Raw genomic sequence first — 24,838 nt, 5'->3', positions numbered from 1 at the left:
AATTATGTCAACTATTTTAGTAACAGGAGGAGCCGGATATATTGGCTCCCATGCTGCATTAGCTCTGAAAAACGCAGGTTATGAAGTAATCGTTTTAGATAATCTGTCGAACGGACATCGAGAACTTGTAGAAGAAGTTTTACAGGTAAAATTGATTGTTGGAGATATGAGCGATCGCTCTCTTCTCGATGACATATTTTTAAACCATAATATAACGGCAGTAATGCATTTTGCTGCCTATATCGCAGTGGGTGAATCTGTTACCGACCCAGCCAAATATTACCAAAATAATGTTGCAGGCACTCTGACACTTTTAGAAGCAATGCTTGCTGCGTCAGTTAACAAATTTATCTTTTCTTCTACTTGCGCTCTTTATGGCGTGCCAAAGTTCGTTCCTCTTACCGAAGAACATCCACAAGATCCCATTAGTCCTTATGCTACAAGCAAGTGGATGGTAGAAAGAATTCTCTCTGATTTTGATACAGCCTATAATTTAAAGTCTGTACGTTTCCGTTACTTTAATGCCGCAGGTGCTGACCCTAATGGGTTGCTGGGTGAAGACCACGAACCTGAAACTCATCTCATACCACTAGTACTACTAACTGCTTTTGGTAAGCGTGAATCTATTTTGATTTTCGGTACTGATTACCCTACACCTGATGGAACTTGTATCCGAGATTATATTCATGTGACTGACTTGGCACAAGCCCATATTTTAGGTTTGGAATATCTGCTCAAAGCTGGAGAAAGCGAAGTATTTAATCTAGGAAATGGTAGTGGTTTTTCAGTCAGAGAAGTAATAGAAACTGCTAAAGAGATAACAGGCAAAGAAATTAAAATAGAAGAACGCGATCGCAGACCAGGCGACCCTCCTATTTTAGTTGGCAGTAGCGACAAAGCAACTAAAATATTGGGTTGGCATCCAGAGTATCCTAATTTGAACGAAATTATCGCCCATGCTTGGCAATGGCATCAACAACGACATAAGTAAAGACATTTTAAAACATCCTGTAAGGCTTAGAAATTCATTCTTTAGGTACTCGTAAGCCAATGGGAGAACTTGTTTAAATTAAAGAATGGCTTAAAAAAAGTATCAGTTAGTATTAGTTAATGAGCGTAATCGAGTTTCAAAATTTACCTAATGCACAGCAGTGCCAAAAAAGTACACAGCCCTCTTTAGGGCTAGTTTGCATTACCTCTGATAAACAAGTGCGCTTTCGGACAATGACGCGCACCCGATACTTAAAACTTTCTCTTAGCGATCGCAAAAATGCCCTGAGTGAACTGTATCAGCATAATTTACAACGCTTACATGATGCCCTCTCCTTTTGTCAGCAGAATAAAATTCAGCTTTATCGGATGTCTTCTAATTTATTTCCCCTAAGTGACTTAGAAGACGAAATTGGCGCAAATATATTAGAGGCAATGAGCGCTGATTTAGCAGCAATTGGTGAACGAGCAAATGCATTGAGCATCAGAATGGTGTTGCATCCAGATCAATATGTAGTGCTAAGTTCTGATTCTCCCGAAGTGGTACAGGCAAGTATCAATAATTTAGCAGGACATGCACGTATACTTGACTTACTGGGTTTACCGCGATCGCCTTGGTCATTGATGAATATTCATGGTGGCAAATCTCAACGGGCTGAACAACTAGTAAAAGTAATTTCCGAACTACCAGAAAATATCAAAAGCCGCTTGACTCTAGAAAACGATGAATACGCTTATAGTGCCGATGAAATTTTAGCAGTATGTCAGCAAGCTGGTGTGCCGATGGTATTTGATGCCCATCACCATATTTGCCACGAAAATTTGGATAACTACGATCATCCGAGTGTAGCATCCATGTTTTACGCAGCGCGAGAAACTTGGACAAATCCAGATTGGCAATTAGTCCATATTTCCAATGGTGAGCAAGCTTTCAATGACAGAAAACACAGCGACTTGATTACCGATATGCCTAACGTTTACCACCAAGCACCGTGGATCGAAGTCGAAGCCAAACAAAAAGAAGAAGCGATCGCACATTTGCGTTCTTGGTGGCTAATGAACAATAATTGTACGTAAATTAGAGACATCTAGTCTATGTTCTCTGCACCTCTGCTGTTGTGTCTGCGTTAACCATAGTGAAACTTACATGTTTACAGTCTCATTCATGGTTAATACTCACTTAATTGGTCTATAAACAATTTTATAGAAGCTTGATTGTGAGGTAATTATCTATAGCTAAGTTGCTTATTTCTCTTGGTAGATTAAATCAAAATTAAAAAAGACCAAAATAACAATATACACAGATGAAACTAACTTATGAATTATTAGTTTTATGCAAAAAATTTATGGCAATGTTCAGGGCATAAAAGCTAGTCAGATTAAACGACTGCAAGAGCTTTATGAGCAAAATCAACCAGCAGATAGATTTATTACGCCAGAATTTGCTCAAACCTTAGCTACAATCAGTCAACAAATTCATCACCCGATTTGTTGTTATCTCAATCGGCGTGGGCAAATTATCCGAATTGCTGTCGGAACACCAAGCCAAACTCAAATTCCACCTGAAGAATTACCTCGCCGCAGTGTAGAACGTTTGAGCGGAATCCGTTGTATTGCTACTCAAGTTAAATCAGAACCACCTGATGAAGCCGCTTTGATTGCAATGATGCGTCAGCGCTTAGATGCTCTTGTCATGTTAACCGCAATTGATGGCGAAGTAAAAGAAGCTTTTCTAACTTATCTTTTCCCTGATTCAGAAAGTCCTTGGGTAATTTCACCTCCTCTAAGTTTGGACGATCTAACCGAACAGGAATTTGATGAATTAGTTCACGAATGGGAAAGAGAAATTGTTGATGCAGGGGATGGAATATTCTTATCTCAAGAAATTGTTTCCGACCAAGACAGGGTGTTGCTGCTAGGAGTGCAGACAGAAGATGTTTCTGTTCAGCGATTTGAAGATGGACTTGCAGAACTAGTACGTTTGGTTGAAAGTGCTGGGGGAATTGTACTCGATACAATGCGGCAAAAGCGCGACCGTGCCCATCCTCAAACAGTCGTCGGTAAGGGGAAAATTGAAGAAATCACTCTTTTGGCTCAAAAACTAAGAGCTAATCTAATCGTTTTTGACCGAGATATTTCTGCATCTCAAGCCCGCAATTTAGAACAAGAGATTGGCATCCGAGTTGTAGACCGCACGGAAGTAATTCTGGATATTTTTGCTCAACGCGCTCGCACTCAAGAAGGTAAATTACAAGTAGAACTGGCACAACTCGAATATATGTTACCTCGGTTGCGCGGTCGCGGTCAGGAGATGTCTCGATTAGGTGCGGGGATTGGTACACGAGGACCTGGTGAAACAAAACTCGAGACGGAAAGGCGAACAATTCAACGGCGAATTGCTCAATTACAGCAGGAAGTAAACCAATTACAAGCACATCGCGCCCGGATTAGACAACAACGACAACAGCAAGAAATTCCGGTTTTGGCATTAGTTGGCTATACCAATGCTGGTAAATCTACTTTGCTGAATGTGTTAACCAATGCAGAGGTTTTCACCGCAGATCAACTATTTGCTACCCTCGACCCAACAACCCGCAAGGTAGTAATTACAGACCCCGAAACACATGAACGTCGCTCGATTCTGCTCACAGATACTGTAGGGTTTATTCACGAACTCCCGCCACCACTGATGGATGCATTTCGCGCCACATTGGAGGAAGTAGTTGAGGCAGATGCCACGATCCATGTCGTGGATTTATCCCATCCAGCTTGGGAAAGCCATATTACGAGTGTGCTGGAAATACTTGAAGAAATGCCTGATATTCCAGAAAAAAGTTTGCTTGTTTTTAACAAGGTTGACAAAGTAGATAGCGAAACCTGGGCTAGAGTTCAACAAGATTATCCTGAAGCTGTCTTTATATCAGCAACCCAGCACTTGGGTTTAGAGACTTTAAAAATGCGATCGCTACAACTAATTGACGAACCTGTGAAGGCGATTGCAGTCCCACAAAATTCATACTAACAAGAAGGAATTATATGATACCGACCATCATTGTTCATGGTGGAGCAAAAACCATCACAGACGACAAAGTTGCAGCCAATAATGCAGGCTGTACAGCAGCAGCAGAAGCTGGTTGGGCAGTGCTAATTAGCGGAGGTACTGCCGCAGAAGCTGTTGAAGCAGCTACCCGTGTTTTGGAAGCTGACCCGACATTTAACGCTGGTCTTGGTGCAACTCTCAACAGCGACGGAGAAGTGGAGTTAGACGCGGCGATTATGGAAGGCTCTTTAAGTTGGGGAGCGATCGCAGCAGTTCAGGGTATACGTCATCCAATCTCGGTTGCCCGAAAAATTATGGATGAAAAACCCAGGCTGCTAGTAGCGCGGGGTGGAGAACGCTTCGCTATAGATTGTGGTGCCGAAATGTGTAAAAAAGAAGACTTAATAGCTGAGGAGCAATGGCAGCAGTGGAAAGAAGATCAAGAAGTAATCGATCGCCCTAATACCATAGGTTGTGTTGCTTTGGATGCTAGCGGTGTTTTAGCTGCTGGTACTTCAACTGGCGGGACTACAAAGCAGCAACAAGGTCGCGTCGGTGACACTGCGCTTGTTGGCTGTGGCTTATATGCTGATAATAAATTCGGCGCTTGTTCAACAACAGGTGATGGCGAGTCAATTATCCCGGTGGTTTTGGCTAAAACTGCGATCGATTTTTTGACTGGCGATCGGCATCCAGATGAAGCCGCACAAATGGCGATTGACGCTTTGGCTTCTAAGGTTAAAGGTGAAGCTGGGTGCATCCTCATAGACCGTCAAGGACGCATTGGTTGGGCCTATAATTCATCACACATGGCTTGTGCTTATATGACCGCAGGACAAGACAAGGTGGCTGCCTTTACCAAGAAATAACTCATATCAATTCGTAATGGATTATGCCCCGCTACGCTAAGGAAATACGTAATTAATGAAACCCAATTAAATCTGAGCTTTCAAGTCTGAATATATAGCTCAATACGCTTGGGTTAAGAAGAATAGTAGGTTGAGTTTCGCAACAGCGAAACCCAACAAAGCTTTGATAATGTTGGGTTCCGCAAATGCCACTTGTTACCCTATGGGAACGCTAAGAGCGTAGGTTGGGGAAGCAACCTACGCCAGTTTGAACTGTATCGCTAGATGGCAAATACTTAATCATTCTGTCGGCTACATTGGTAAAGCTTTTAAGAGAAGTTAAGAAATATTATTGTAGAGATGATTGTCAAACTATAGCAGTGTAGTTTTGCTTTCAGTAAGGTAAAAGCCCGGCTAAAAAATTTGGCTTTAATAAAAAATTAAAGTATATTAATAGCCCCTTTAAATATTAAATCATATACTTATTTTTATAGATGTAAATTCTCTACCAAAAACTATAAGCAATAACATATATAATTTGTTTTTATTTAAATGTATTTAATAAGGATAACAAATATGAAATTTCAAATCGAGTGTAATACAGACAAAATTAACAAAATATGTTTAATTTGTCAGCAAAATTTTCAGACACATGAAGCCAGATTAATTGTATGCAATGACCAAGGCGAAGGCTATGGAGATATCTGCTATAAATGTATAGCTAATGGCGGTAGTTGGGTTCAATCTCAACTCCAACAATTTAGCCATCAACTACTAGCTTTAAAATGATTTTAAGGAGATTAAAAATGGAAGGAAGTGATAGTGAATAATTCCAGGATTAGAGGAAGCGGTTTTAGCCTTTAAAATAGGTTTAGAGCCGCTTTTTAAGAGCAAGTTTAATTAAGTTTATATTGCATAAGTAACATAGCTTAATTTATAATTAATTATTTAATAGATGGAATTGTGGCTAATTCAATTACATTATTTTTTTGTTATGAAGTTTTAATATAGCAAATTATTGTTGAAACTACGACTTAAGTTTTCAGAAGAATAATCTAAGTTAGATAACTGAATGAATAAACTAAAAATTGGTACTAGTGGTTGGGTTTATAAACATTGGATGAATATTTTCTATCCACCATATTTACCTAGCGACCAGCAACTATCATTTTACGCCCAACATTTTGCTACTGTAGAAATTAACTTTTCTTTTTATCGTTTGCCAGAACGGTCTGTCTTTGAAACTTGGCGCAAGCAAACACCCTCTAACTTTCTTTTTGCTGTTAAAGGTAGCCGCTATCTCACCCACATGAAGAAGTTAAAAGACCCGATAGAGCCGCTATCTCGCATAATGGAACGCGCATCTGGATTGCAAGAAAAGCTCGGCCCTATTTTATTTCAATTTCCTCATACTTGGCATATTAATATTGAACGTCTTCAGCCCTTTTTAGAATTACTGCAAACCTACCCACAACAAAGATTTACAGTTGAATTTCGTCATTCAAGCTGGCTGATTCCACAAGTTTATGAACTACTAGAAAGCGCGGGTGTAGCCCTTTGTCTACCTGTCGGCCCAACAGTTCCCCTTGATGTCTGTTTGACTGCCCCTTGGACTTATATTCGTATGCACAGTGGGCAATGGAACGTAGGTTATACCGATGAAGAGCTATCTACATGGGTTGAACGTATCCGTTCATTTCTAATGCAGGAAATTGACGTTTACGTGTATTTCAACAACGACCCCGATGGAAACGCTATTCGTGATGCTCAACGACTCTATTGTTTGCTGGGATGTTGTTGAAATACATAATTGAAAACTTATTATTCCACTTCTATCAGATCAGTTGACTGCTTGATTGGGAATAAGAATCGCATTAGCTGGCCTAATGGTATAGAGCGTTGCTCTTGAACAAAAACTAAGGGTACAAGTGCAACCATCCGTTGAAATGTCATCTTCTTAGGGCTGAACCATATTATTTAGTCAATATTTAAAGAATTAAATTGTTATAGCTACTATTAGCCACAATTAGGAAAACTTATATAAAATTTAATCAATAAGTACTAAGGCATTGCAGTTGCTTACTTATCCTGAAGAACTAGTCCATAGTAAGTATTGACTATAAACTGCTTGAACAGAAATAACTAATATATAACTGTGGCTAGGCTTCCATCTCATAAGTCAATTATTTGACCTAAAGTTAATACAGATTTTGCTAGAAGCTTTAGTGTAATAAATTTAGCAGTTAATTAATATTTGGTGAAGATAAAATAATAGGATTTTTTCAAAATCATTCTTGAGAATTAATACCTTTATATAGGAGTATTAAAATTTAGCTTTCACTAGTACATATAGATATAAAGAATGCTGCATTTATCTAACCAATAGTTATGATTGGGGTTAAATTCCAATTATTTGAGTAGTCTTTTTAGATAATGTAGAGATAAAATTTACCATATACGCTGTTTGTCTATTTAACCTTCTAATTTCAGCGATGCCAAATAACTAATCTAAAACCAATTGCATAAGTCTTGAGGAAATTATTTTACTGAAAATTTCTATCCTAAGGTATCATTGCTCATCCTACTGAATGTGTCACGATGGGCTACGGCCCGATAGAGGCGATCGCAACATCAGTAAAAAACTCTTTTATGGCACAGACAGAAATTAACGATATATCGGTAGATAGCTCCTTAGTCGATCCTGAAAAAGACTTGCTAGGACATGCCAACTTCGCCAAGTATCTAGCAGACAGTATTTGTAAAATGACCTTTCCTGAAGGTTTCGTTATTGCAGTTTACGGTTCTTGGAACTCTGGCAAATCCACACTGTTAAACTTTGTAGTTCACTATCTTCAGCAAAAGCCAGACGATGAGCAACCAATCATCGTTCCTTTTAATCCCTGGTTATTGTCTGGACACCAAAATATCACAAGACGCTTTTTCGAGCAATTACAAAACGTTTTAAGCCAACAGTCATCTGTGCCAAAAGGTTTGAAAGACAGATTAGCTGATTTTGCCGCCATTATTTGAGACATTCCTCTACCTTATGCTCAAACTGGTAAGGCATTAGCAGCATTATTGGACGAGAAGGACAAGGAAGCTTCCCAATTAAAAGAAGAAGTAGAAGACACGTTAGTACAGCAGCAACGGCGAATAGTTGTAATAATTGACGATATTGATCGGTTGCCTGCTGAAGATATCAAGCAGTTATTTCGTATTTTCAAAGCAATGCGGAATTTTACTAATGTTGTCTATCTTCTGGTCTTTGATAAACAAGTTGTAATGAAAACAATTGCAGATCCAAAAGAAATATCAGGAGAAGAATACTTAGAAAAAATTATTCAAGTGGGTTTTGAGAAGCGATAAATCGCCGTCTCTACAAGTGGTTTGGTCTTATCTGAACTGTATTGAACTATAAATAATATAAAATATGGATTTATTTATAATCTTTATCGATTGGGTACAAAATAATAATAAAAATGGGTTAAAAATAAATTTACTTCTTGGCGATAAAAATACTACTACTAGATATATAAATATTCTATAACCCACGAAAGATTTAGATATCTTCAGCACTTCCTAATATCAGGGAATATACTTTACTCCCCCCATTGCAGTCATGGAATCGTATGACGTTGTAATTATTGGCGCTGGTCATAATGGCTTAGTTTGTGCTGGCTACCTGCTGAAAGCTGGTTACAGCGTCCTGTTATTAGAAGGGCGATCGCTCCCTGGTGGCGGTTCTACAACTGAAGAACTTATGCCTGATGAAGCACCTGGTTTTAAATTTAGTCCTTGCGCGATTAACCATCTGTTTATTTTCTTAGGGCCAGTCATCCAGGAATTGGAACTACATAAGTACGGCTTGGAATATCTTAGCTGCGATCCAGTTGCCTTTTGCCCCCATCCAGATGGCAAGTATTTCTTAGCCCATAAGTCGGTGGAAAAGACTTGTGCCGAAATTGCCCGTTACAGTCAGCGCGATGCTGAAAAATACGCTGAGTATGCCGACTTTTGGCAACGCTTTATCACAGGGATTGCTCCTTTCTTCAATGCACCACCCAAATCAATTGTTGATATTGCTGGTAATTACAATCTCAATAGTCTGCAAGACTTATTTTCTCTTCTCGGTGGCTCTAATACAACCCTTGATTTACTTCGTACTCTACTCAGCAGTGCCACAGATAATATTAACGAGTATTTCGATTCTGAGTTTCTCAAAGCACCTCTGGCTAGGCTTTCAGCAGAACTGAGTTCCCCTCCCTCGCAAAAAGCTATGTCCTTTGGGGCTATGATGATGATGTTGCGTCATAATCCCGGTATGGCAAGGCCACGTGGCGGTAGTGGCGGACTTGTGGAAGCTTTGGTGAAGATGGTAAAAGCTGAAGGTGGTACGATCCTCACCGACCAAAAGGTAGAAAAAGTATTGGTAGATGATGGTAAAGCTGTTGGTGTGCAAGTTGCTGGTGGTAAAGAATATCGTGCCAACAAAGGTGTAATTTCAAGTATTGATGCCAAGCGCTTATTCCTGCAATTAATGGATAGTAGCGATGTTGATAATAGCGATTGCAACTTGCGCGAAAGGTTAGATCGCCGCATCGTCAACAACAATGAAACCATCCTCAAAATCGATTGTGCTTTATCTGAACCCTTGCGCTTTGTCCACCACAATCACCAAGATAACTATCTGATGGGTTCTATTCTGATTGCTGATTCCGTCAATCATGTGGAACAAGCCCATAGTCTGATTACTCTGGGCAAAATTCCTGATGAAGACCCATCAATGTATGTGGTGATGCCTACCGGACTCGACCCATCAATGGCACCGGAAGGCAAGCACACATTATGGATAGAGTTTTTTGCCCCTTATCAAATTGCTGGTTCAGAGGGTACAGGTTTAAAGGGTACGGGTTGGACGGATGAACTGAAAAACAAAGTTGCAGATAAGGTGATTAATAAACTGGCGCAGTATTCGCCCAATCTGCAACATTCAATCATCGCCCGTCATGTCGAAAGTCCGGCTGAGTTGGGAGAACGGTTAGGGACTTACAAAGGTAATTATTACCACATCGATATGACTTTAGAACAGATGCTTTGCTTCCGTCCGTTGCCGGAATTAGCTAACTACAAAACACCAATTGATAACTTGTATCTTACTGGTGCTGGAACTCATCCGGGTGGTTCAATTTCCGGTTTGCCGGGACGTAACTGTGCGCGTGTGTTTTTACATAATGAGCAACCTATCGCCCAGAAAATCAAGGAAGCAGGAGGTTCAATTAAATCTGCTTTTACATCTGTCTTGAGGAGTGAATCAGACTAAGAGGCTGTTTGTAAAAAAAGTAAATAGCATTAGGAGATTGGTTCATTTAAAAGTTTAGTCTGAAGGCTACAGATGATATTTCTCTGAGCTTTTTGGGGTAAGCTCCTGATGCTTTTTAGTCTAAACTATCAAAAATCTAGATAATGCTTACAGATACTTCCTGTGACACTTTTAGATTCCCCAATAGACAGAGAACTACAACCGTAATAGTAACTAAGATGTGGGTGTAGTAGAGTTATTAAGGAATATTTGCAATGGTAACTGAAACTAACAAAGTGGTTGAATTATCTACTGAAGCTAAAGCCTATAACGCTGTCGATCGCAATGCTTGGATTCTTGGGTGGAATCCCCAACAAGAACTGTGGAATGGTCGTTTAGCGATGATTGGCTTTGTTTCTTACCTACTTTGGGATTTGGCTGGCTATAGTTTAGTACGTGACGTACTCCACTTGGTTCGCTAAATCTTCACTTATATTTATCCCCCCTTGGGGAAATAAATTTAATAAACAACTTAGTAGCGTTTTAATACTTACTCTACTCCTCAAGTGAGGCGAAATATTGGGGTTATAGATGGACGCACTAATACAATTGTGAAAGAGGTAAATATGATAACTAAAGACACTATACGTGCATTAGGAGTATTTGCTAATTCTCAACAGATAGAGCAGGCAATTAATGAATTAAAAACTGCAAACTTTCCTATGGAGAAAGTTTCTGTCATTGCTAAAGATGTAGAGCAAGGCGAAAACTTAGGCGAAACCCAAGTAAGCGATCGCATTGGTAATCAAGATGTCAATACAACCGGAGCGGTAGGAGACACGCTGACAGCGACTACTTGGGGTAGCGCGTTACTTGGTTTGAGTAGTTTGGCACTTCCCGGTTTAGGAGCCGTACTCGCAGCAGGTTCCGTAGGTGTAGCATTGGTTAGTAGCGTGGCAGGTGTTGCTGTGGGAGCCGCAGCAAATCAAAATTTGTTAAAGGCACTAGGTGATTTAGGCATACCCGAAGACAGAGCCAGAGTTTATAGCGATCGCCTCCAGCAGAGTTATTATTTGCTCATCCTAGAAGGCTCAGAAGAAGAAATTCATCGCGTCGAGCCGATATTACGCGATCGCGGTATTGAATATTGGGGCGTGTACGATTCCACGCAGACTCAAAACGGTGGAGTGCATTAGTGTTTTGTTAAAACAAAAAGGTTTTTCACAGGTGTTGCTATATCTGTGCATTGAATCCAGAATTTTTAACGAATTCTTATAGGGGTTATTGTGCGGATTATCTTAGGAAAAATAACGGAGTAAACCTAATGGGCACACAGCAGCAAACCTGTGAAATTAACCAACTGTTGAAAACTTTTGATGCTTTAATCCAGCTATCCCAAGCTAGCTTTGACTATCAGTTAGTGCTGACAGATATTTGGATCAAGGCATTTTCGGAACTGACGCGGGAGTTAGCCTCTTACGAAGCCAAGGGTGAAACAATTGAGGATTGGCGATAGTTTTTGGAAGTCTGGAGTAATATATTTGACCGAGAATTTTATATTTGACCGATAATTTGCATAGAAATTCCGTTCAGATGATGCCCAGGCAATTCAAGGGAAATTCTTGAAGGTAGGCATGAGCTATTGGCTTGAACAACAACAGCTGCTAGAAGGAGTTAGCAAGAAGCTTAATCTGCCGATTTGTAATCAGGTGGATGCTCCCGGAACGTTTAATTACATTTGATTATTTCTAGCTTTTTTGCTAATCCTAAAGCTAGATGTAATTTTTGGGACTAAAGGCGAAATTGTAATAAATAATCAAACAGGATAATAACCATGAAAAGTGACAACGTAACAAATTCTAACAATACCGAACGGATGACACTTGAGGGTGAAACTAAAGAAGCTCTTAATAGAAACACCTCTATACAATTTCTACTAATACCAATTCTCTATGAAGATGCACAGAATAAAACACTTGAAATTCCATGCCTTGCAAGGGAATTATTCTATGCAGGTTCACATAGATTTGGTATAAGCACAACTTTGAGAGTATTAACAATTCTTTTAGCTGCTGCAAGTGCTTATTACGGGCTTATTCGGTTCTAATCCTATTTATTGAAACAGGACATTTTTGTTTTTTGATGACATTGAAAAATTTCAGATATAACATGATCCTCAGCAACATGTATGGTAGTGCTTTTAGCTTTTCAAAAACCCTTGTTTGGGTAAAAGCACTGCCATATTTTTCTAAGGCTTGAACTTTCATTTTTCTCATCCAAAATGTTATCAAAAAACGATGCACGAGTCTATCGAACTAATCGAAAAGCTAGTTAATGGCATAGATATAGCGGTTCTCGCTTGAGTGAGATACAAGAACCCCACCCCCAACCCCCTCCCCACAAGCGATGAGGGGAATATGATATACCTTCTATGATTAGGAAACGCTATACCTTAGTCTGCTTTTAAAAGCATTCGGGCTGTCGTCAAATTAACGCTCTTCCATCACTCTCATGAGAGTGATGGAAGAGCGCAATTGACTACAAGATTATTTTCTTGGAATGAGGCTGCGATCGCAGCCAAGTTGTGCAGACGTACAGCTTTATAACCGATTGCTATGCTCAAGAGGGAGCATGTTTACTTTTCTCTTACTTGGAAAAAATCTTTAATTATTTTTTAATATTTTCATCAGGTGATGCTCTCAAACCCTCACAGCCTCTTACTATTCTAGATATAAATTAACTACATTTTCTCAAGTATCTCTAGGTAGAACTTATAAATTTATACAATTCGTAGGATTTGAAACGGAAACTTATTTTAGTTGATGTAGTTTCAAAATAAGACTTATATTATCTGTTGAATAATGCCAAGTAATTACTTTACATCAATAGAAGAAAGAGAAAAGATATTTTGCACAGAACTGGTTAAGTACTGTGTGGAGTATGAAGAGGCGGTTATAGCAGCTAAAATTATAGCGTCTGGGCAAGGGGATGAGTTTTTATCGGCCTCAGAGATAACAATTGTTAAAGATGCTTGCAAAAAGTGGTCAGAACAGAATCAGCGGTTTAAGCGTTTGAAAGCTATTGTAAAGAAAATTTAGTTGAAAAATCATCTCAATGAAGACGCAGTTCTTGAATAGGGCAGTTCTTGCTGGCGAAAGATACCAACTATCTTTTTAAAGTGTGGATAAGTTTAGTAATGCAATCGCCTCTTGATGAGGGAGAAGAGGGCACTTGTAATCAATTCGTTTCCAAGGCTACTCTATATGGTATCTTCAACTATGAAAGCATTGATAATGTTGTAAGGATTTGTATTGGGGAATAAAGTATTGATATTGAGACAGTTTTTGATCTCATTACTCAAAAATTACTCAAATAAATTCATCTAGTCACGAGCAAAGGTTTTATGCTTAACCTCAAATTTTTTATCTATGTCTTTACCTTATATAAGCACTTTTGTAATTAACAAGTTAGGTTATATAATTAAGCTAATACATTTTCATAAGAAAGTTATCAACATTACAAAAAACTATTTAAGTACATTAGGAGTCGCACAAAAATAACTTCCATTTTGAAAAAATTAACATTGATGACTAGGAGTATCAGCGATTAAAAAGGTAAATTATTTGTGTGAGCTTCCTGAGCAAAAATTTAAAAACAGAACTTTGATTAAAGCAGAAAGCTAAATTTTGCCATCTGGATTTAAGATTGATAATTTTTCAGCTGATTTTGTCATCGTCTGATTTTTGAAATCAATTTTTTAATTGCTTGAACTAACAGGTTGAACTAATGCGAGCACTTTATCCTGTGGATTTACCAACTCTAGAGCAGATAGTTGAATATTCTCCTTTAACTGTATTACCTGATACCCCACTTATTGATGTTATTGCTCTAATGAATCGGGTAAGCAGCAGTATAGTAGAATCTACCTTTGATTTTAGTAGTTGTGTTTTAGTAGTTGAGGAAACAAGCTTAATAGGTATATTAACTCTTCGGGATATAGTAAGGCTGACTGGGATAGGAAAAATTTTATCCAGTGTCAAAATTTCAGAGGTGATGACACAACCAGTCATTAGCCTGAGGTTGGCTCAGGCTAAAAACGCCATAACAGCTTTATCTTTTATGCACCAGCATTGTATTCGTCATCTACCTGTAGTAGATGATCTTGGACAATTGGTAGGCTTAATTACCCAAGACAGAATTCGTCAGGTTATCCAACCAATTCATCTGCTGAAGCTACAATGTGTGACGGAAGTGATGGTAACAGAAGTTATTCATGCTCCCTCGACTACATCTGTGCTGAAATTGTCTCAAATGATGAGCGATCGCCAGATCAGTTGTGTTGTGATTGTCGCACAACAGAAGGCGAAATTGATCCCAGTAGGAATGATCACTGAAAAAGATATTATTAAATTCCAGTTACAGGGACTAGATATAGCCCAAACCCAGGCGCAAGATGTGATGAGTACGCCTGTATTAAGCATCAGTCCCACAGAATCTTTATGGACTGTTCACCAGCTGATGCAAGAGCGAAAGGTGCGGCGATTAACCGTAGTTGGAGAACAAAGCGAACTGCAAGGACTGGTGACACAAACTAATCTCCTGCAAGTGCTTGATCCCCTAGAAATAGTCAGGGTAATTCAAGTTTTGCAAGCAAAAGTTGAGGAACAAACGGTTAAACTTAGGCAATGCAACCAGCAGTTAGAACAGGAAGTTAAACAACGCCGCCAAGCTCAACAAGAATTAGAGTTACGGGTGGCGGAGCGTACAGCTGAACTACTGCAAGCAAATGTACGTTTGAAACGGGAAATTGAGGAGCGCAAACAAACTGAAATAGTACTCCAGCAGCGTGAACATCAGTGGAAAGCTCTTTTCGATCATGCTCTTGATGCGATCGCTATTGCAGATGACGAGGGGCGCTATATAGAGGGAAATCCAGCAGCCTGTAAGCTGTTTGGTGTATCGAAGGAAGAACTGTTAGGTTCCACAATCGCGGATTTTGCAGCACCCGAATTTGATTTTACCCAAGCTTGGCAACAGTTCTACGAACAAGGACAAATGTTGGGTAAGTTTAACTTATATTGTCCTGATGGCACAGTGCGAGAAACTGAATTTGCGGCGGTTGCCAATTTTATACCACATCGTCATCTTTCAATAATGCGGGATGTGAGCGATCGCCAAGCCATGTTGCGCGATCGTAAACAGACTGAGGAAACTCTCAGAGAAAGTGAGCGGCGGTTACAACTGGCACTTAGTGTTGGTAAAATTGGCACTTGGGAATGGAATCTGAAAACCAATCAGGTTATCTGGTCTGAGAGTTTGTTTACTTTATTTGGTCTAACTCCTGATACCTTTGATGTCAGCTATGAAAATTTTTTAAATCTCATTGTCCACCCTGAAGACCGCGAATTGCTGCATCAATCAGTTTTGCGAGCAATTGACCAGCAAGTACCCCATAATCTCGAATTCCGGTTTATTTACTCAGATGGTACAGTTGGTTGGTCAGTATGCAAGGGTCAAGTATTGTATGATGACACTACTAATAAGCCACTCCAGATGATTGGGGTGAATATAGATATCACCGAACGCAAACAATCGGAACTTGAAATCCGTAAATTTGTTTCTCTGGCCGATAACAGCACAGAATTTATCGGTATGTGTGATATGAATTTTGTGCCATTCTATTTGAACCCGGCGGGTATGCAACTAGTCGGGCTAAATGACACTCAGCAATATAGCGAAACGCCAGTCAGGGAATTTTTCTTTCCTGAAGATCAGGACTTTATCATCAATGAATTTTTCCCGCGTGTTTTGCGTGAGGGACGGGCGGAAGTAGAAATTCGTTTCCGTCATTTCCAGACGGGAGAAGCATTATGGATGGTTTACAGCGTTTCTTGCGTCAAAGACACCAACGACCGGCTAATTGGTCTGGCAGCCGTCAGCCGCAATATTAGCGATCGCAAGCTGGCCGAACAGAAAATTGCCGAACAAGCAGCTTTAATTGATATTGCTACCGATGCCATTTTTGTCCGCGATTTAGAAAACCGCATTCTGTTCTGGAGTCCAGGTGCTGAAAAGTTATACGGTTGGACAGCACAGGAAAGCATGGGGAAATTAGTCCATGAACTTTTCAACGTAGAATCCTTGTCTCAACTAGCAGCAGGTTTCAAAACCACTCTCGAACAAGGTTATTGGCAAGGGGAGTTAGAAAAAACCACCAAAACTGGGAGAAAAATTATCGTTGCTAGTCGGTGGACACTGGTACACAATCAATTCGGACAAAGCCAATCTATCTTATCAGTCAACACCGACATCACCGAGAAAAAACAACTAGAGCAACAATTTTACCGCGCTCAACGCTTGGAGAGTGTAGGAACTCTAGCCAGTGGCATTGCTCACGACCTCAACAACGTCTTTGCTCCCATAATCATGATTGCCGAATTGCTGCCTTTGAGATACAAAAATGTGGATTTGCAGACTCAAGAACTGTTTAAAACACTAGAAAACAGCTCGCAGCGTGGAGCGAACTTAGTTAAACAAATTCTCGCCTTTACCCGTGGTACAGAAGGGAAGCGCATCTTGTTGCAACCTGGGCATTTGCTCCAAGAATTGGTCAAAGTCATCAAACAGACATTTCCTAAATCCATCGAAATTGTTAATGACATTCCCATAAACACATTATGGATGGTGCAAGCCGATCCCACCCAACTAGAACAGGTATTTATGAACTTGGCAGTCAATGCCCGTGACGCTATGCCCAATGATGGTATGCTCACAATTAATGCCGAAAACCGGATGATTGACGAAACAAACGCCCGAATGCACCTGGACGCAAAAGCAGGAGGCTACATCGTTGTTACCGTATCAGATACAGGGACGGGAATCCCTCCAGAATTCTTAGAGCGCATATTTGATCCCTTTTTTACAACTAAAGAAGTTGGTAAAGGTACAGGGCTAGGACTGTCAACAGTTTTAGGTATCATCAAAAACCACGGTGGTTTTGTGAAAGTATCAACTCAAGTAGGTAAAGGGACACAATTTCAAGTGTTTTTACCCAGAGGAGAAGGCACAGCAACCGAGACAATAATAAAGGCAGAATTACCTTTAGGTAATGGCGAATTGATTTTAGTTGTTGATGATGAAGACTTAGTAAAACAAACCAATCAGGAAACTTTAGAAGATTATAACTACAAAACCCTTGTTGCTAACGATGGCATTGAGGCGATCGCTTTGTATGCCCAGTATAAGGAACGAATTAGTGCAGTTTTGCTAGATATGTCCATGCCCAACATGGACGGATTAACAACTATCTCCATCCTGCGAACGTTCAACCCCAATATTAAGATTATTGCCACCAGTGGTTTACCCGCTAACGAGCAAAAGGCTATTGCTGTTGGTGCTGAGAAGTTTCTGTCTAAGCCTTACACTGTGACAGATTTATTGACTACTTTATCTGCTGTAATCGGTCATCCTGGGGAGCTTCAGTCATAAGGAAATTACACTCAATTCTGACCAATGAATTTCGATACAGCGTCATTGCCCGATTAGCGCTCAAACTGGATGAAAGTGCTGTAATTGCTACCCCTCCCAATCAACTAGCCCCTATCCACTGTCTTTTATTGCCTTTGGACAAGAATTCATCAAATTCACCAACGGCAAACAAATACTGGTAGAGACGGTGTGGCGTTGGGAATGGGAACGAGTGCTACAATTTGCCAGCAGTTGAAATGCGATCGCATTAAACCACTACATAAATAGGTAATCGCTACTCGTTCCACTCAACCAACTCTCCATTTATATCATGTCCGGTAAATTACTTGTGATATGTCATTGCGAGTGCAACGTAGTGGAACGAAGCAATCACAAGGTCTCTGCGATTGCTTCACTCCGTTCGCAACGACAAGCGTTCAACTGGACATGATATTACGCAAGCGATACCCCACTTTGAAAATTTAAGGAGCAGCTTTTTAACCCTATTTTGTCACTCCTGGAAAACAACAATCGAAGTAAGATTATGAAACTTTAATTGACAGTTGCGTAAGTCCTGTGAGAATTGAAAGCGTAGCAGCTTGGTTATTTACTGCCCATTCAGTTCTACTGTCACCTGCTTAGTGAACAGCCCATTTTACTTCTAGCATTTCCGTGGAACGCGGATCGTCTTCAGGGGTGATAAAGTGACCCATGAACCATCCCCAACGATTTACACCTTCAACGGCTGTATTTCCATAAACAACTTTAGGCTGCATTACTTAACTCCAAAGAAGGAACTAAAATTTGTCCGGTGTAACCTGCTTGCTTGTATTGTTCAAGGATATGGGTTGTAATACTTCTAGCTTCACCAACCGCAACCAAAGCGACACTTGCCCCGCCAAAACCAGCACCTGTGAGTCTTGCACCATATACTCCCGGAGTTTTTTGCAACAGTTCTACTAGAGTATCCAGCGCAGGTACGGAGACTTCATAATCATCTCGCAAACTGGCGTGGGATGCGTTCATCAATTCGCCAAAGCGCTCAGATGTTACTCCCTGCAATACTTCTAAGACGCGGTTATTTTCTGTAATCACATGACGAGCGCGACGGCGTAGAGGTTCGGGTAGTTTTTCTGTTACTTCAACATCAGTAATATCTCGCAGTGCCTTAACTCCTAGCGATCGCGCCGCCTCCTCACACTCAGCCCGACGCTGGTTATAACCGCTACTTGCAAGGGTACGGGGTACGCCGCTATCAATAACCAAAATCTCGGCTTTCTCAGGCAAAGGCATCACCCGGCGTTCTAAAGTCCGAGTATCTAAAAATAAGATATGTTCAGTATCAGCCAAGCTAGAAGCCATCTGATCCATGATGCCGCACTGCACGCCAGCATAGTGAATTTCTGCTTGCTGGGCGAATTGGGCGATTTCAACATCATCAATGGCAAGGTTCAAAAGTTGGCGTACTGCCCGAAGCGTTGCCACTTCTAAAGCAGCGCTGCTAGACAAACCCGAACCCATAGGAACCGATGATTTAACATACACACAAAGTGATGGTATCTTGTATCCTGCTTTTTGTAAAATCTCAATACAGCCAAAAATATAACTGGCAAATCCAGACGGGGAATGGTTTATATCTAAAATGCTCACTTGCTCGTTGAGATTTTCCGAGTAAAAGTGATGATGGCCATCGCTACTCAAACCTAGCTGTACCGTCGTGGATTGAGGAATCGCAGTTGGCAGAACGAAGCCATCGTTATAGTCGGTATGTTCGCCGAGTAAATTTACTCTTCCTGGCGCACTGGCTTGAGTTTCAGGTGGTTTACCGAATACTTGTTGAAAATCCATAATTTTTAATTGTACAAAGGTACAGGGCGTAACCTTCCTTCTACCTCAACACTAGGAAAATTTGGATCAAAAGTCAGATTTTCCAACTTTCCATCCTTGAGAATCACAAAAGTATCTTCAACCTTTGCCCCTGGTAAACTAGGATTCCAAGCGACAGCAATACCTTCTGCCAAAGTATCAGTAGTAGTTGGATTTGCTACGATTTCTCGCGCTAAATATCCAGTGGTTCCTCCTTGGTGATGTTCGCGGATGGCATTGGGAAATCCATGCTGCTCATAAGCCTGAGCTAGGGCGTGATAAACTGCATCGAGTGTGGTTCCGGGTTGGCACAAATTCAAAACTACTGCTTCTATTTCGCGCACATGGGAATGCAATTCGGCCTGTTCGCCTGAAAGCTCACCAAAACAAACAAATCGAGTCAGATTTGCATACAAACCGTATCCTCTAGCGCAAAACACCAGCATTGCTTGCCGTCCAATCTGTTCTCCTGTGGGTGTAGCATGACGGTATAGCGGTAAACGCCTTTCACCTGCTACTAGTGTCAGCGCCGGATGCAATCCTTTCGCCCATAATGCCTCTGCACCCGCACCCGCTAATTGATATTCTGTCCAAGTTGGCTTGGCAGCTTTGAGTACCTCTGTCATTGCTTGACTAGCTTTTTGCCCGACTTGGCGATATCGCTCTAATTCACTTGACATCATTACCCGTTTATGAAATTGCAGAGATGGGGGTAACGGTTTTTCTAAATTGGAGATGGGGCGTTCGCGCTTCGCGTTGTCGGAGACATCGCTAACTACTTTTCCGCCGCCAGTTACATCACGAACGAAAGACTCACGGGCAGCACCATCAGCCCAAGGGTTGACATGCACCTTAAAATTAGCAGGCAGTTCTTCATCCTTAAGACGCTGCGCTTCAATTTCATCCGTCAATACCCAAGCCTCGTCAGTAGTTACTAATACTTCTGCTACGCCAGTTTCAGCAGTCAGCAGCACGGTATTAGAAGCACCAGCCGTTGCCCAAGCAAACCAGTCTGTACCACGCAAACGCACGCCTTGCACTTCGGATTCATGCAAGGTTTGCCTGATTAACTCTAGCTTTTTGGAGACTTCCTCGTTCATAGAAAATTAGTAACCACAGATGAATACAGATAATTATGAGATTTATCTGTGTTTATATGCGTATGTCTGTGGTTTGAAAAAAACGTGAGTACGGTATTATATCGAGTTTGGCATTTCAATATTTACAACCACTATTGATAATCCCTTCGCCTTCTTCTCTGGTAAAGCATCATTAGCAAATATACCCACTTCGCCCAATTGGTAATTTTCTAAAAACTCAAAAATTTAAATTTAATCCAGTTGTTTAGAAAAGTGTATTTGTAATTACAGATTAACTTCACATCGACTAACACCTCTAGGCGAATCGCACATCAAGCCAAGGTAGTTCTCAAGAACGATGTAATCGTTAGCCAATATTTTAAACTATGAAAGCATCGGAGCTAGAAAGACACGAAAAAAAGCCCATGAAATCCCAAGAGACTCAAAACAAAATAACAGAGAATAATGTTTCTCTGCCAGAGAACCCACCTAACGACATGAATGCTCAAGAACCTGATAAATCTGAGCCTATGACTCAGGTACAAAGGGATAATGTAATCACCAATCAGGACTTACCCAATCTACTAGCTCGCTATGGGTTTACCGTGGTTATATTGGCTACTTTCTTATTTGTTGTTGCTCTTTACTACGGAATTATTAACCCCTGACTAATTCACCTAATTTAGTCCCACAAAAAGTACAAATTATTGGTATCAGAGCTTATTAATACGTACATAAACTTGAGCTTAATTTTTTGTTTTATTTTGCTAAAAAAATTCTCATCATGTCACGTATTTACAAAGTTCTAAGCTCATTTTAATAAAAAAATTACTAAAATTTGTAGCTTTGAGGCTGTATTTAAGACTACAAGTTAATTTAATACAAATATCGTCCGATAGTTAGATGGAAATGGTAGTCATTAATTATTTTATTACTTCTATGGAAATGAATTGCATCATACTGCCTAATGATGTAAGTCTAAGAATTAAGTCTGTTTTATCCTCAATACTCATCAGCTTTTGCTATTTAGATTGACCTCCAATCCAAGGCTGAAAGGGTGCTGATTCAATTGTAAAAAGTTGCTGACTCGTTAGAACTAGCAACTTGGATTAGCGTTTAAGGAGATGTAATTAAATTGCATGGCCACAAAATATCCTAAATTTAACCAGGATCTCGCACAAGACCCGACTACACGTCGGATCTGGTATGCGATCGCTACGGGAAATGATTTTGAAAGCCATGATGGTATGACCGAGGAAAATCTTTACCAAAAGATTTTCGCTACTCACTTCGGTCACGTGGCAATCATATTTCTGTGGGCATCTAGTCTATTGTTCCACGTAGCTTGGCAAGGTAATTTTGAACAGTGGATTAAAGATCCTCTGCATATTCGCCCAATCGCCCACGCAATTTGGGATCCTCACTTTGGCAAACCAGCAGTAGAAGCTTTTACCCAAGGGGGCGCTCCCTTTCCTGTTAACATTGCTTACTCTGGTGTCTACCACTGGTGGTACACCATTGGGATGCGGACGAATAATGACCTCTACCAAGGTTCAGTGTTCTTGTTGCTGTTAGCAGCGTTGTTCTTGTTTGCTGGTTGGCTCCACTTGCAACCTAAATATCGTCCCAGCTTGGCTTGGTTCAAGAGTGCTGAACCTCGTCTGAATCACCACTTGGCAGGTTTGTTTGGTGTTAGCTCTCTGGCTTGGGCTGGGCATCTTATTCACGTTGCCATTCCCGAATCTCGCGGTGTTCATGTTGGTTGGAATAATTTTCTTACAGTTTTGCCGCACCCAGCAGGTTTAGCACCTTTCTGGAGGGGTGACTGGGGTGTATATGCCCAGAATCCTGATACACCAGGGCATTTGTTTGGCACATCTCAAGGCGCAGGGACGGCAATTCTGACTTTTTTGGGTGGTTTTCATCCCCAGACTGAATCGCTATGGCTGACCGATATGGCTCATCACCATTTAGCGATCGCAGTCATCTTTATCGTCGCCGGTCACATGTACCGGACTAACTTCGGGATTGGTCACAGCATCAAAGAGATGCTCAACTCCAAAAAATTCTTTGGCATCCAAACTGAAGGTCAGTTCAACTTACCGCACCAAGGGCTATACGACACCTATAACAACTCGTTGCACTTCCAGTTATCTATACACTTGGCAGCATTGGGAACTGCTGCATCGTTAGTTGCACAGCACATGTACTCAATGCCTCCTTACGCCTTCATCGGTAAGGACTACACAACACAGGCAGCACTGTACACTCATCACCAGTACATCGCTGGGTTCTTGATGATTGGTGCATTCGCCCATGCTGGTATTTTCTGGATACGAGACTACGATCCAGAGCAAAACAAAAACAACGTCCTTGAGCGCGTCCTCAAGCACAAAGAAGCGATTATCTCTCACCTGAGTTGGGTGTCGCTATTCTTGGGCTTCCACACTCTGGGGTTATACGTCCACAATGATGTTGTGGTTGCCTTTGGCACTCCTGAAAAGCAAATTTTGATTGAGCCGGTGTTTGCTCAATTCATCCAATCTGCTCACGGGAAACTGCTGTATGGCATGGATGCTTTACTATCTAATCCAGATAGCATTGCCTACACAGCTTGGCCCAACTACGGTAACGTCTGGTTGCCAAATTGGGTAGATGCGATTAATTCCGGTACTAACTCCCTGTTCTTGACCATTGGCCCTGGTGATTTCCTGGTTCACCATGCGATCGCTTTAGGTCTGCACACCACTACCTTGATTTGTGTCAAGGGTGCCTTGGATGCTCGTGGTACCAAATTGATGCCTGATAAAAAGGACTTCGGCTTCACCTTCCCCTGCGATGGGCCTGGTCGGGGTGGTACTTGCCAAACTTCCTCTTGGGAACAGTCTTTCTATCTCGCTATGTTCTGGATGCTGAATCTCCTTGGTTGGGTAACTTTCTATTGGCACTGGAAGCATCTCGGTGTTTGGCAAGGTAACGTCGCTCAATTCAATGAGAACTCTACATATCTCATGGGTTGGTTCCGTGATTATCTCTGGGCTAACTCCGCTCAGTTAATTAACGGTTACAATCCCTACGGCACAAGTAATTTATCTGTCTGGGCTTGGATGTTCCTCTTTGGACACCTGGTTTGGGCAACCGGTTTCATGTTCCTCATTAGCTGGCGTGGGTACTGGCAAGAGTTAATTGAAACTCTAGTCTGGGCACATGAATGCACTCCACTGGCTAACTTAGTTTACTGGAAAGATAAGCCCGTTGCTCTGTCTATTGTCCAAGGTTGGTTAGTAGGTCTAGCTCACTTCACAGTTGGCTACATCCTTACCTATGCAGCATTCCTCATAGCCTCAACCGCCGGGAAATTCGGTTGAAGTTTTTGATAGATATCCTCTGACCTTAGCTATCTCCCCCTCTCACCTAACGGTATAGAGGGGGATTTTTGTATGCTTGCTATCTACGTCATCTCATCATTGCTTCCTGACACCAATCAAAGCATTTGTATACCGCTACTCACGGGTAAATATGCCCCGGTAATAAATTTTGCTTCGTCGGATGCGAGCAGCAGAATAGCTCCGGCAACATCCTCTGGCAGCCCATTTCGCTTTAATGGTACCATTTGAGCCGAAGCATCTTTATAGTCTAGATTGAATGGCACTAAGAAAAGCCGGAACCCTTGCGGTTTAAGCAGTTTGCAATTGCTTGCGTAATTCATGCCGGGGTTTCGTCATCAAGGGGTAAATTTTTGGGCGACGTTTACGAACTCGTGGTTCATTTCTAACAGGGCGGTCAGGAACAGCCTTGTGAGCAATAACTTTTAGCTTCATTGCGATAAATTCGGAGACGTTTTGTTGAAGTTGCTGCTAATAATTTAGGAATAAAATTAATTAAATGGTGGCGAGTACCTTGCAACGATAGGCGTAATGGAGGAGTGGTGTAAGTAGTTCCGGCATCCCACATCAAACTCCGAAGTAAATTATAAGCCAGCAAAAAAACGTAAATTTCTTTGCGTACCATTGAGGGTGTTTTACATCGTAGAATATCCATACCCAAGGTAGTTTTTAGATGTCTTAAATCTAGTTCAACATCCCAAAGTTGACCGTAAAGCCCAACAATTTCCAGAGTAGAATAAGTTTTTGTATCTAAAAGAGTAGTAATTAAGCTAACTCGTTGAGTGCGAAAACCAGGAAAAATTATCTGCCGCTTTTTTAAAAAGCTTTTCTAATAATTTTTCTGGTAATCTAGAGCGTGCTTG

At 40.9% G+C, this 24,838-nt stretch carries 21 protein-coding genes and 1 pseudogene; 16 read left to right on the top strand and 6 right to left on the bottom strand.

What is annotated here, in order from left to right; genetic code table 11:
• Nucleotides 1-4: 4 nt before the first annotated feature.
• The 14 genes and pseudogenes from galE (at nt 5) to RM347_RS22620 (ending at nt 17,665) form a co-directional block, all read left to right on the top strand.
• Entirely contained in the window at nt 5-991 is a 987-nt protein-coding gene (gene galE / locus RM347_RS22685) for a UDP-glucose 4-epimerase GalE (RefSeq protein ID WP_322720089.1), read from the top strand.
• Nucleotides 992-1,110: 119 nt separating this feature from the next.
• A complete protein-coding gene (gene uvsE / locus RM347_RS22680) occupies nt 1,111-2,067 on the top strand; it encodes a UV DNA damage repair endonuclease UvsE (protein ID WP_322720088.1) in 957 nt (318 codons plus the stop codon).
• 256 nt (nt 2,068-2,323) lie between these two features.
• Nucleotides 2,324-4,012: a GTPase HflX gene (hflX, locus tag RM347_RS22675; RefSeq protein WP_322720087.1), complete on the top strand. Its 1,689-nt coding sequence runs from the start codon at nt 2,324-2,326 to the stop codon at nt 4,010-4,012.
• Between the two features lie 14 nt (nt 4,013-4,026).
• The gene (locus tag RM347_RS22670; protein ID WP_322720086.1) at nt 4,027-4,899 is read left to right on the top strand and encodes an isoaspartyl peptidase/L-asparaginase family protein; all 873 of its coding nucleotides are present in this window, start codon (nt 4,027-4,029) and stop codon (nt 4,897-4,899) included.
• 555 nt (nt 4,900-5,454) lie between these two features.
• Nucleotides 5,455-5,667 (top strand): hypothetical protein, encoded by a 213-nt coding sequence (locus RM347_RS22665; RefSeq protein WP_322720085.1) that lies wholly within the window; start codon nt 5,455-5,457, stop codon nt 5,665-5,667.
• 283 nt (nt 5,668-5,950) lie between these two features.
• Nucleotides 5,951-6,679, top strand: a complete 729-nt coding sequence (locus RM347_RS22660; RefSeq protein ID WP_322720084.1) for a DUF72 domain-containing protein — start codon at nt 5,951-5,953, stop codon at nt 6,677-6,679.
• 797 nt (nt 6,680-7,476) lie between these two features.
• A pseudogene (locus RM347_RS22655) lies at nt 7,477-8,244 on the top strand (KAP family P-loop NTPase fold protein).
• Nucleotides 8,245-8,497: 253 nt separating this feature from the next.
• Nucleotides 8,498-10,198 (top strand): beta-carotene ketolase CrtO, encoded by a 1,701-nt coding sequence (gene crtO / locus RM347_RS22650; protein ID WP_322720081.1) that lies wholly within the window; start codon nt 8,498-8,500, stop codon nt 10,196-10,198.
• Nucleotides 10,199-10,452: 254 nt separating this feature from the next.
• On the top strand, nt 10,453-10,659 hold the full coding sequence (locus RM347_RS22645) for a high light inducible protein (protein ID WP_322720080.1): 207 nt from the start codon (nt 10,453-10,455) through the stop codon (nt 10,657-10,659).
• A 144-nt stretch (nt 10,660-10,803) separates the two neighbouring features.
• Nucleotides 10,804-11,373: a general stress protein gene (locus tag RM347_RS22640; RefSeq protein ID WP_322720079.1), complete on the top strand. Its 570-nt coding sequence runs from the start codon at nt 10,804-10,806 to the stop codon at nt 11,371-11,373.
• A 128-nt stretch (nt 11,374-11,501) separates the two neighbouring features.
• On the top strand, nt 11,502-11,693 hold the full coding sequence (locus tag RM347_RS22635; protein ID WP_322720078.1) for a poly(R)-hydroxyalkanoic acid synthase subunit PhaE: 192 nt from the start codon (nt 11,502-11,504) through the stop codon (nt 11,691-11,693).
• Between the two features lie 318 nt (nt 11,694-12,011).
• A complete protein-coding gene (locus RM347_RS22630; protein ID WP_322720077.1) occupies nt 12,012-12,284 on the top strand; it encodes a hypothetical protein in 273 nt (90 codons plus the stop codon).
• A gap of 754 nt (nt 12,285-13,038) precedes the next feature.
• The gene (locus tag RM347_RS22625) at nt 13,039-13,275 is read left to right on the top strand and encodes a hypothetical protein (RefSeq protein ID WP_322720076.1); all 237 of its coding nucleotides are present in this window, start codon (nt 13,039-13,041) and stop codon (nt 13,273-13,275) included.
• 688 nt (nt 13,276-13,963) lie between these two features.
• Entirely contained in the window at nt 13,964-17,665 is a 3,702-nt protein-coding gene (locus RM347_RS22620; RefSeq protein ID WP_322720075.1) for a PAS domain S-box protein, read from the top strand.
• A gap of 155 nt (nt 17,666-17,820) precedes the next feature.
• Here the strand turns inward: RM347_RS22620 and RM347_RS22615 are convergent, their stop codons facing one another.
• The 4 genes from RM347_RS22615 to RM347_RS22600 form a co-directional block, all read right to left on the bottom strand.
• Nucleotides 17,821-17,952 (bottom strand): hypothetical protein, encoded by a 132-nt coding sequence (locus RM347_RS22615; RefSeq protein ID WP_322720074.1) that lies wholly within the window; start codon nt 17,950-17,952, stop codon nt 17,821-17,823.
• Nucleotides 17,953-18,282: 330 nt separating this feature from the next.
• Entirely contained in the window at nt 18,283-18,420 is a 138-nt protein-coding gene (locus RM347_RS22610; RefSeq protein WP_322720073.1) for a hypothetical protein, read from the bottom strand.
• Nucleotides 18,410-19,492 carry a galactokinase gene (galK, locus tag RM347_RS22605; RefSeq protein ID WP_322720072.1) on the bottom strand — a complete coding sequence of 361 codons (1,083 nt, stop codon included), beginning with the start codon at nt 19,490-19,492 and terminating at the stop codon, nt 18,410-18,412. Before galK ends, RM347_RS22610 begins: the two co-directional genes overlap by 11 nt.
• Before the next feature lie 5 nt (nt 19,493-19,497).
• Complete coding sequence (locus RM347_RS22600; RefSeq protein ID WP_322720071.1) at nt 19,498-20,610, bottom strand: M24 family metallopeptidase; 1,113 nt, start codon at nt 20,608-20,610, stop codon at nt 19,498-19,500.
• A gap of 404 nt (nt 20,611-21,014) precedes the next feature.
• Between RM347_RS22600 and RM347_RS22595 the strand changes: the two genes are divergently transcribed.
• Both RM347_RS22595 and psaB read left to right on the top strand, forming a co-directional pair.
• Complete coding sequence (locus RM347_RS22595) at nt 21,015-21,257, top strand: hypothetical protein (protein ID WP_322720070.1); 243 nt, start codon at nt 21,015-21,017, stop codon at nt 21,255-21,257.
• A gap of 471 nt (nt 21,258-21,728) precedes the next feature.
• On the top strand, nt 21,729-23,957 hold the full coding sequence (gene psaB, locus RM347_RS22590) for a photosystem I core protein PsaB (protein WP_322720069.1): 2,229 nt from the start codon (nt 21,729-21,731) through the stop codon (nt 23,955-23,957).
• A 116-nt stretch (nt 23,958-24,073) separates the two neighbouring features.
• Here the strand turns inward: psaB and RM347_RS22585 are convergent, their stop codons facing one another.
• The gene (locus RM347_RS22585) at nt 24,074-24,298 is read right to left on the bottom strand and encodes an SDR family oxidoreductase (protein WP_322720068.1); all 225 of its coding nucleotides are present in this window, start codon (nt 24,296-24,298) and stop codon (nt 24,074-24,076) included.
• 74 nt (nt 24,299-24,372) lie between these two features.
• The gene (locus RM347_RS22580; RefSeq protein ID WP_428850599.1) at nt 24,373-24,705 is read right to left on the bottom strand and encodes a hypothetical protein; all 333 of its coding nucleotides are present in this window, start codon (nt 24,703-24,705) and stop codon (nt 24,373-24,375) included.
• Between the last annotated feature and the right edge of the window lie 133 nt (nt 24,706-24,838).

This window comes from Nostoc sp. ChiQUE02, from assembly GCF_034531305.2.
Taxonomy (GTDB): Bacteria; Cyanobacteriota; Cyanobacteriia; order Cyanobacteriales; family Nostocaceae; genus Nostoc.
The sequence above is the reverse complement of the archived record's forward strand: the minus strand, read 5'-3'. Positions and strand labels throughout refer to the sequence as shown.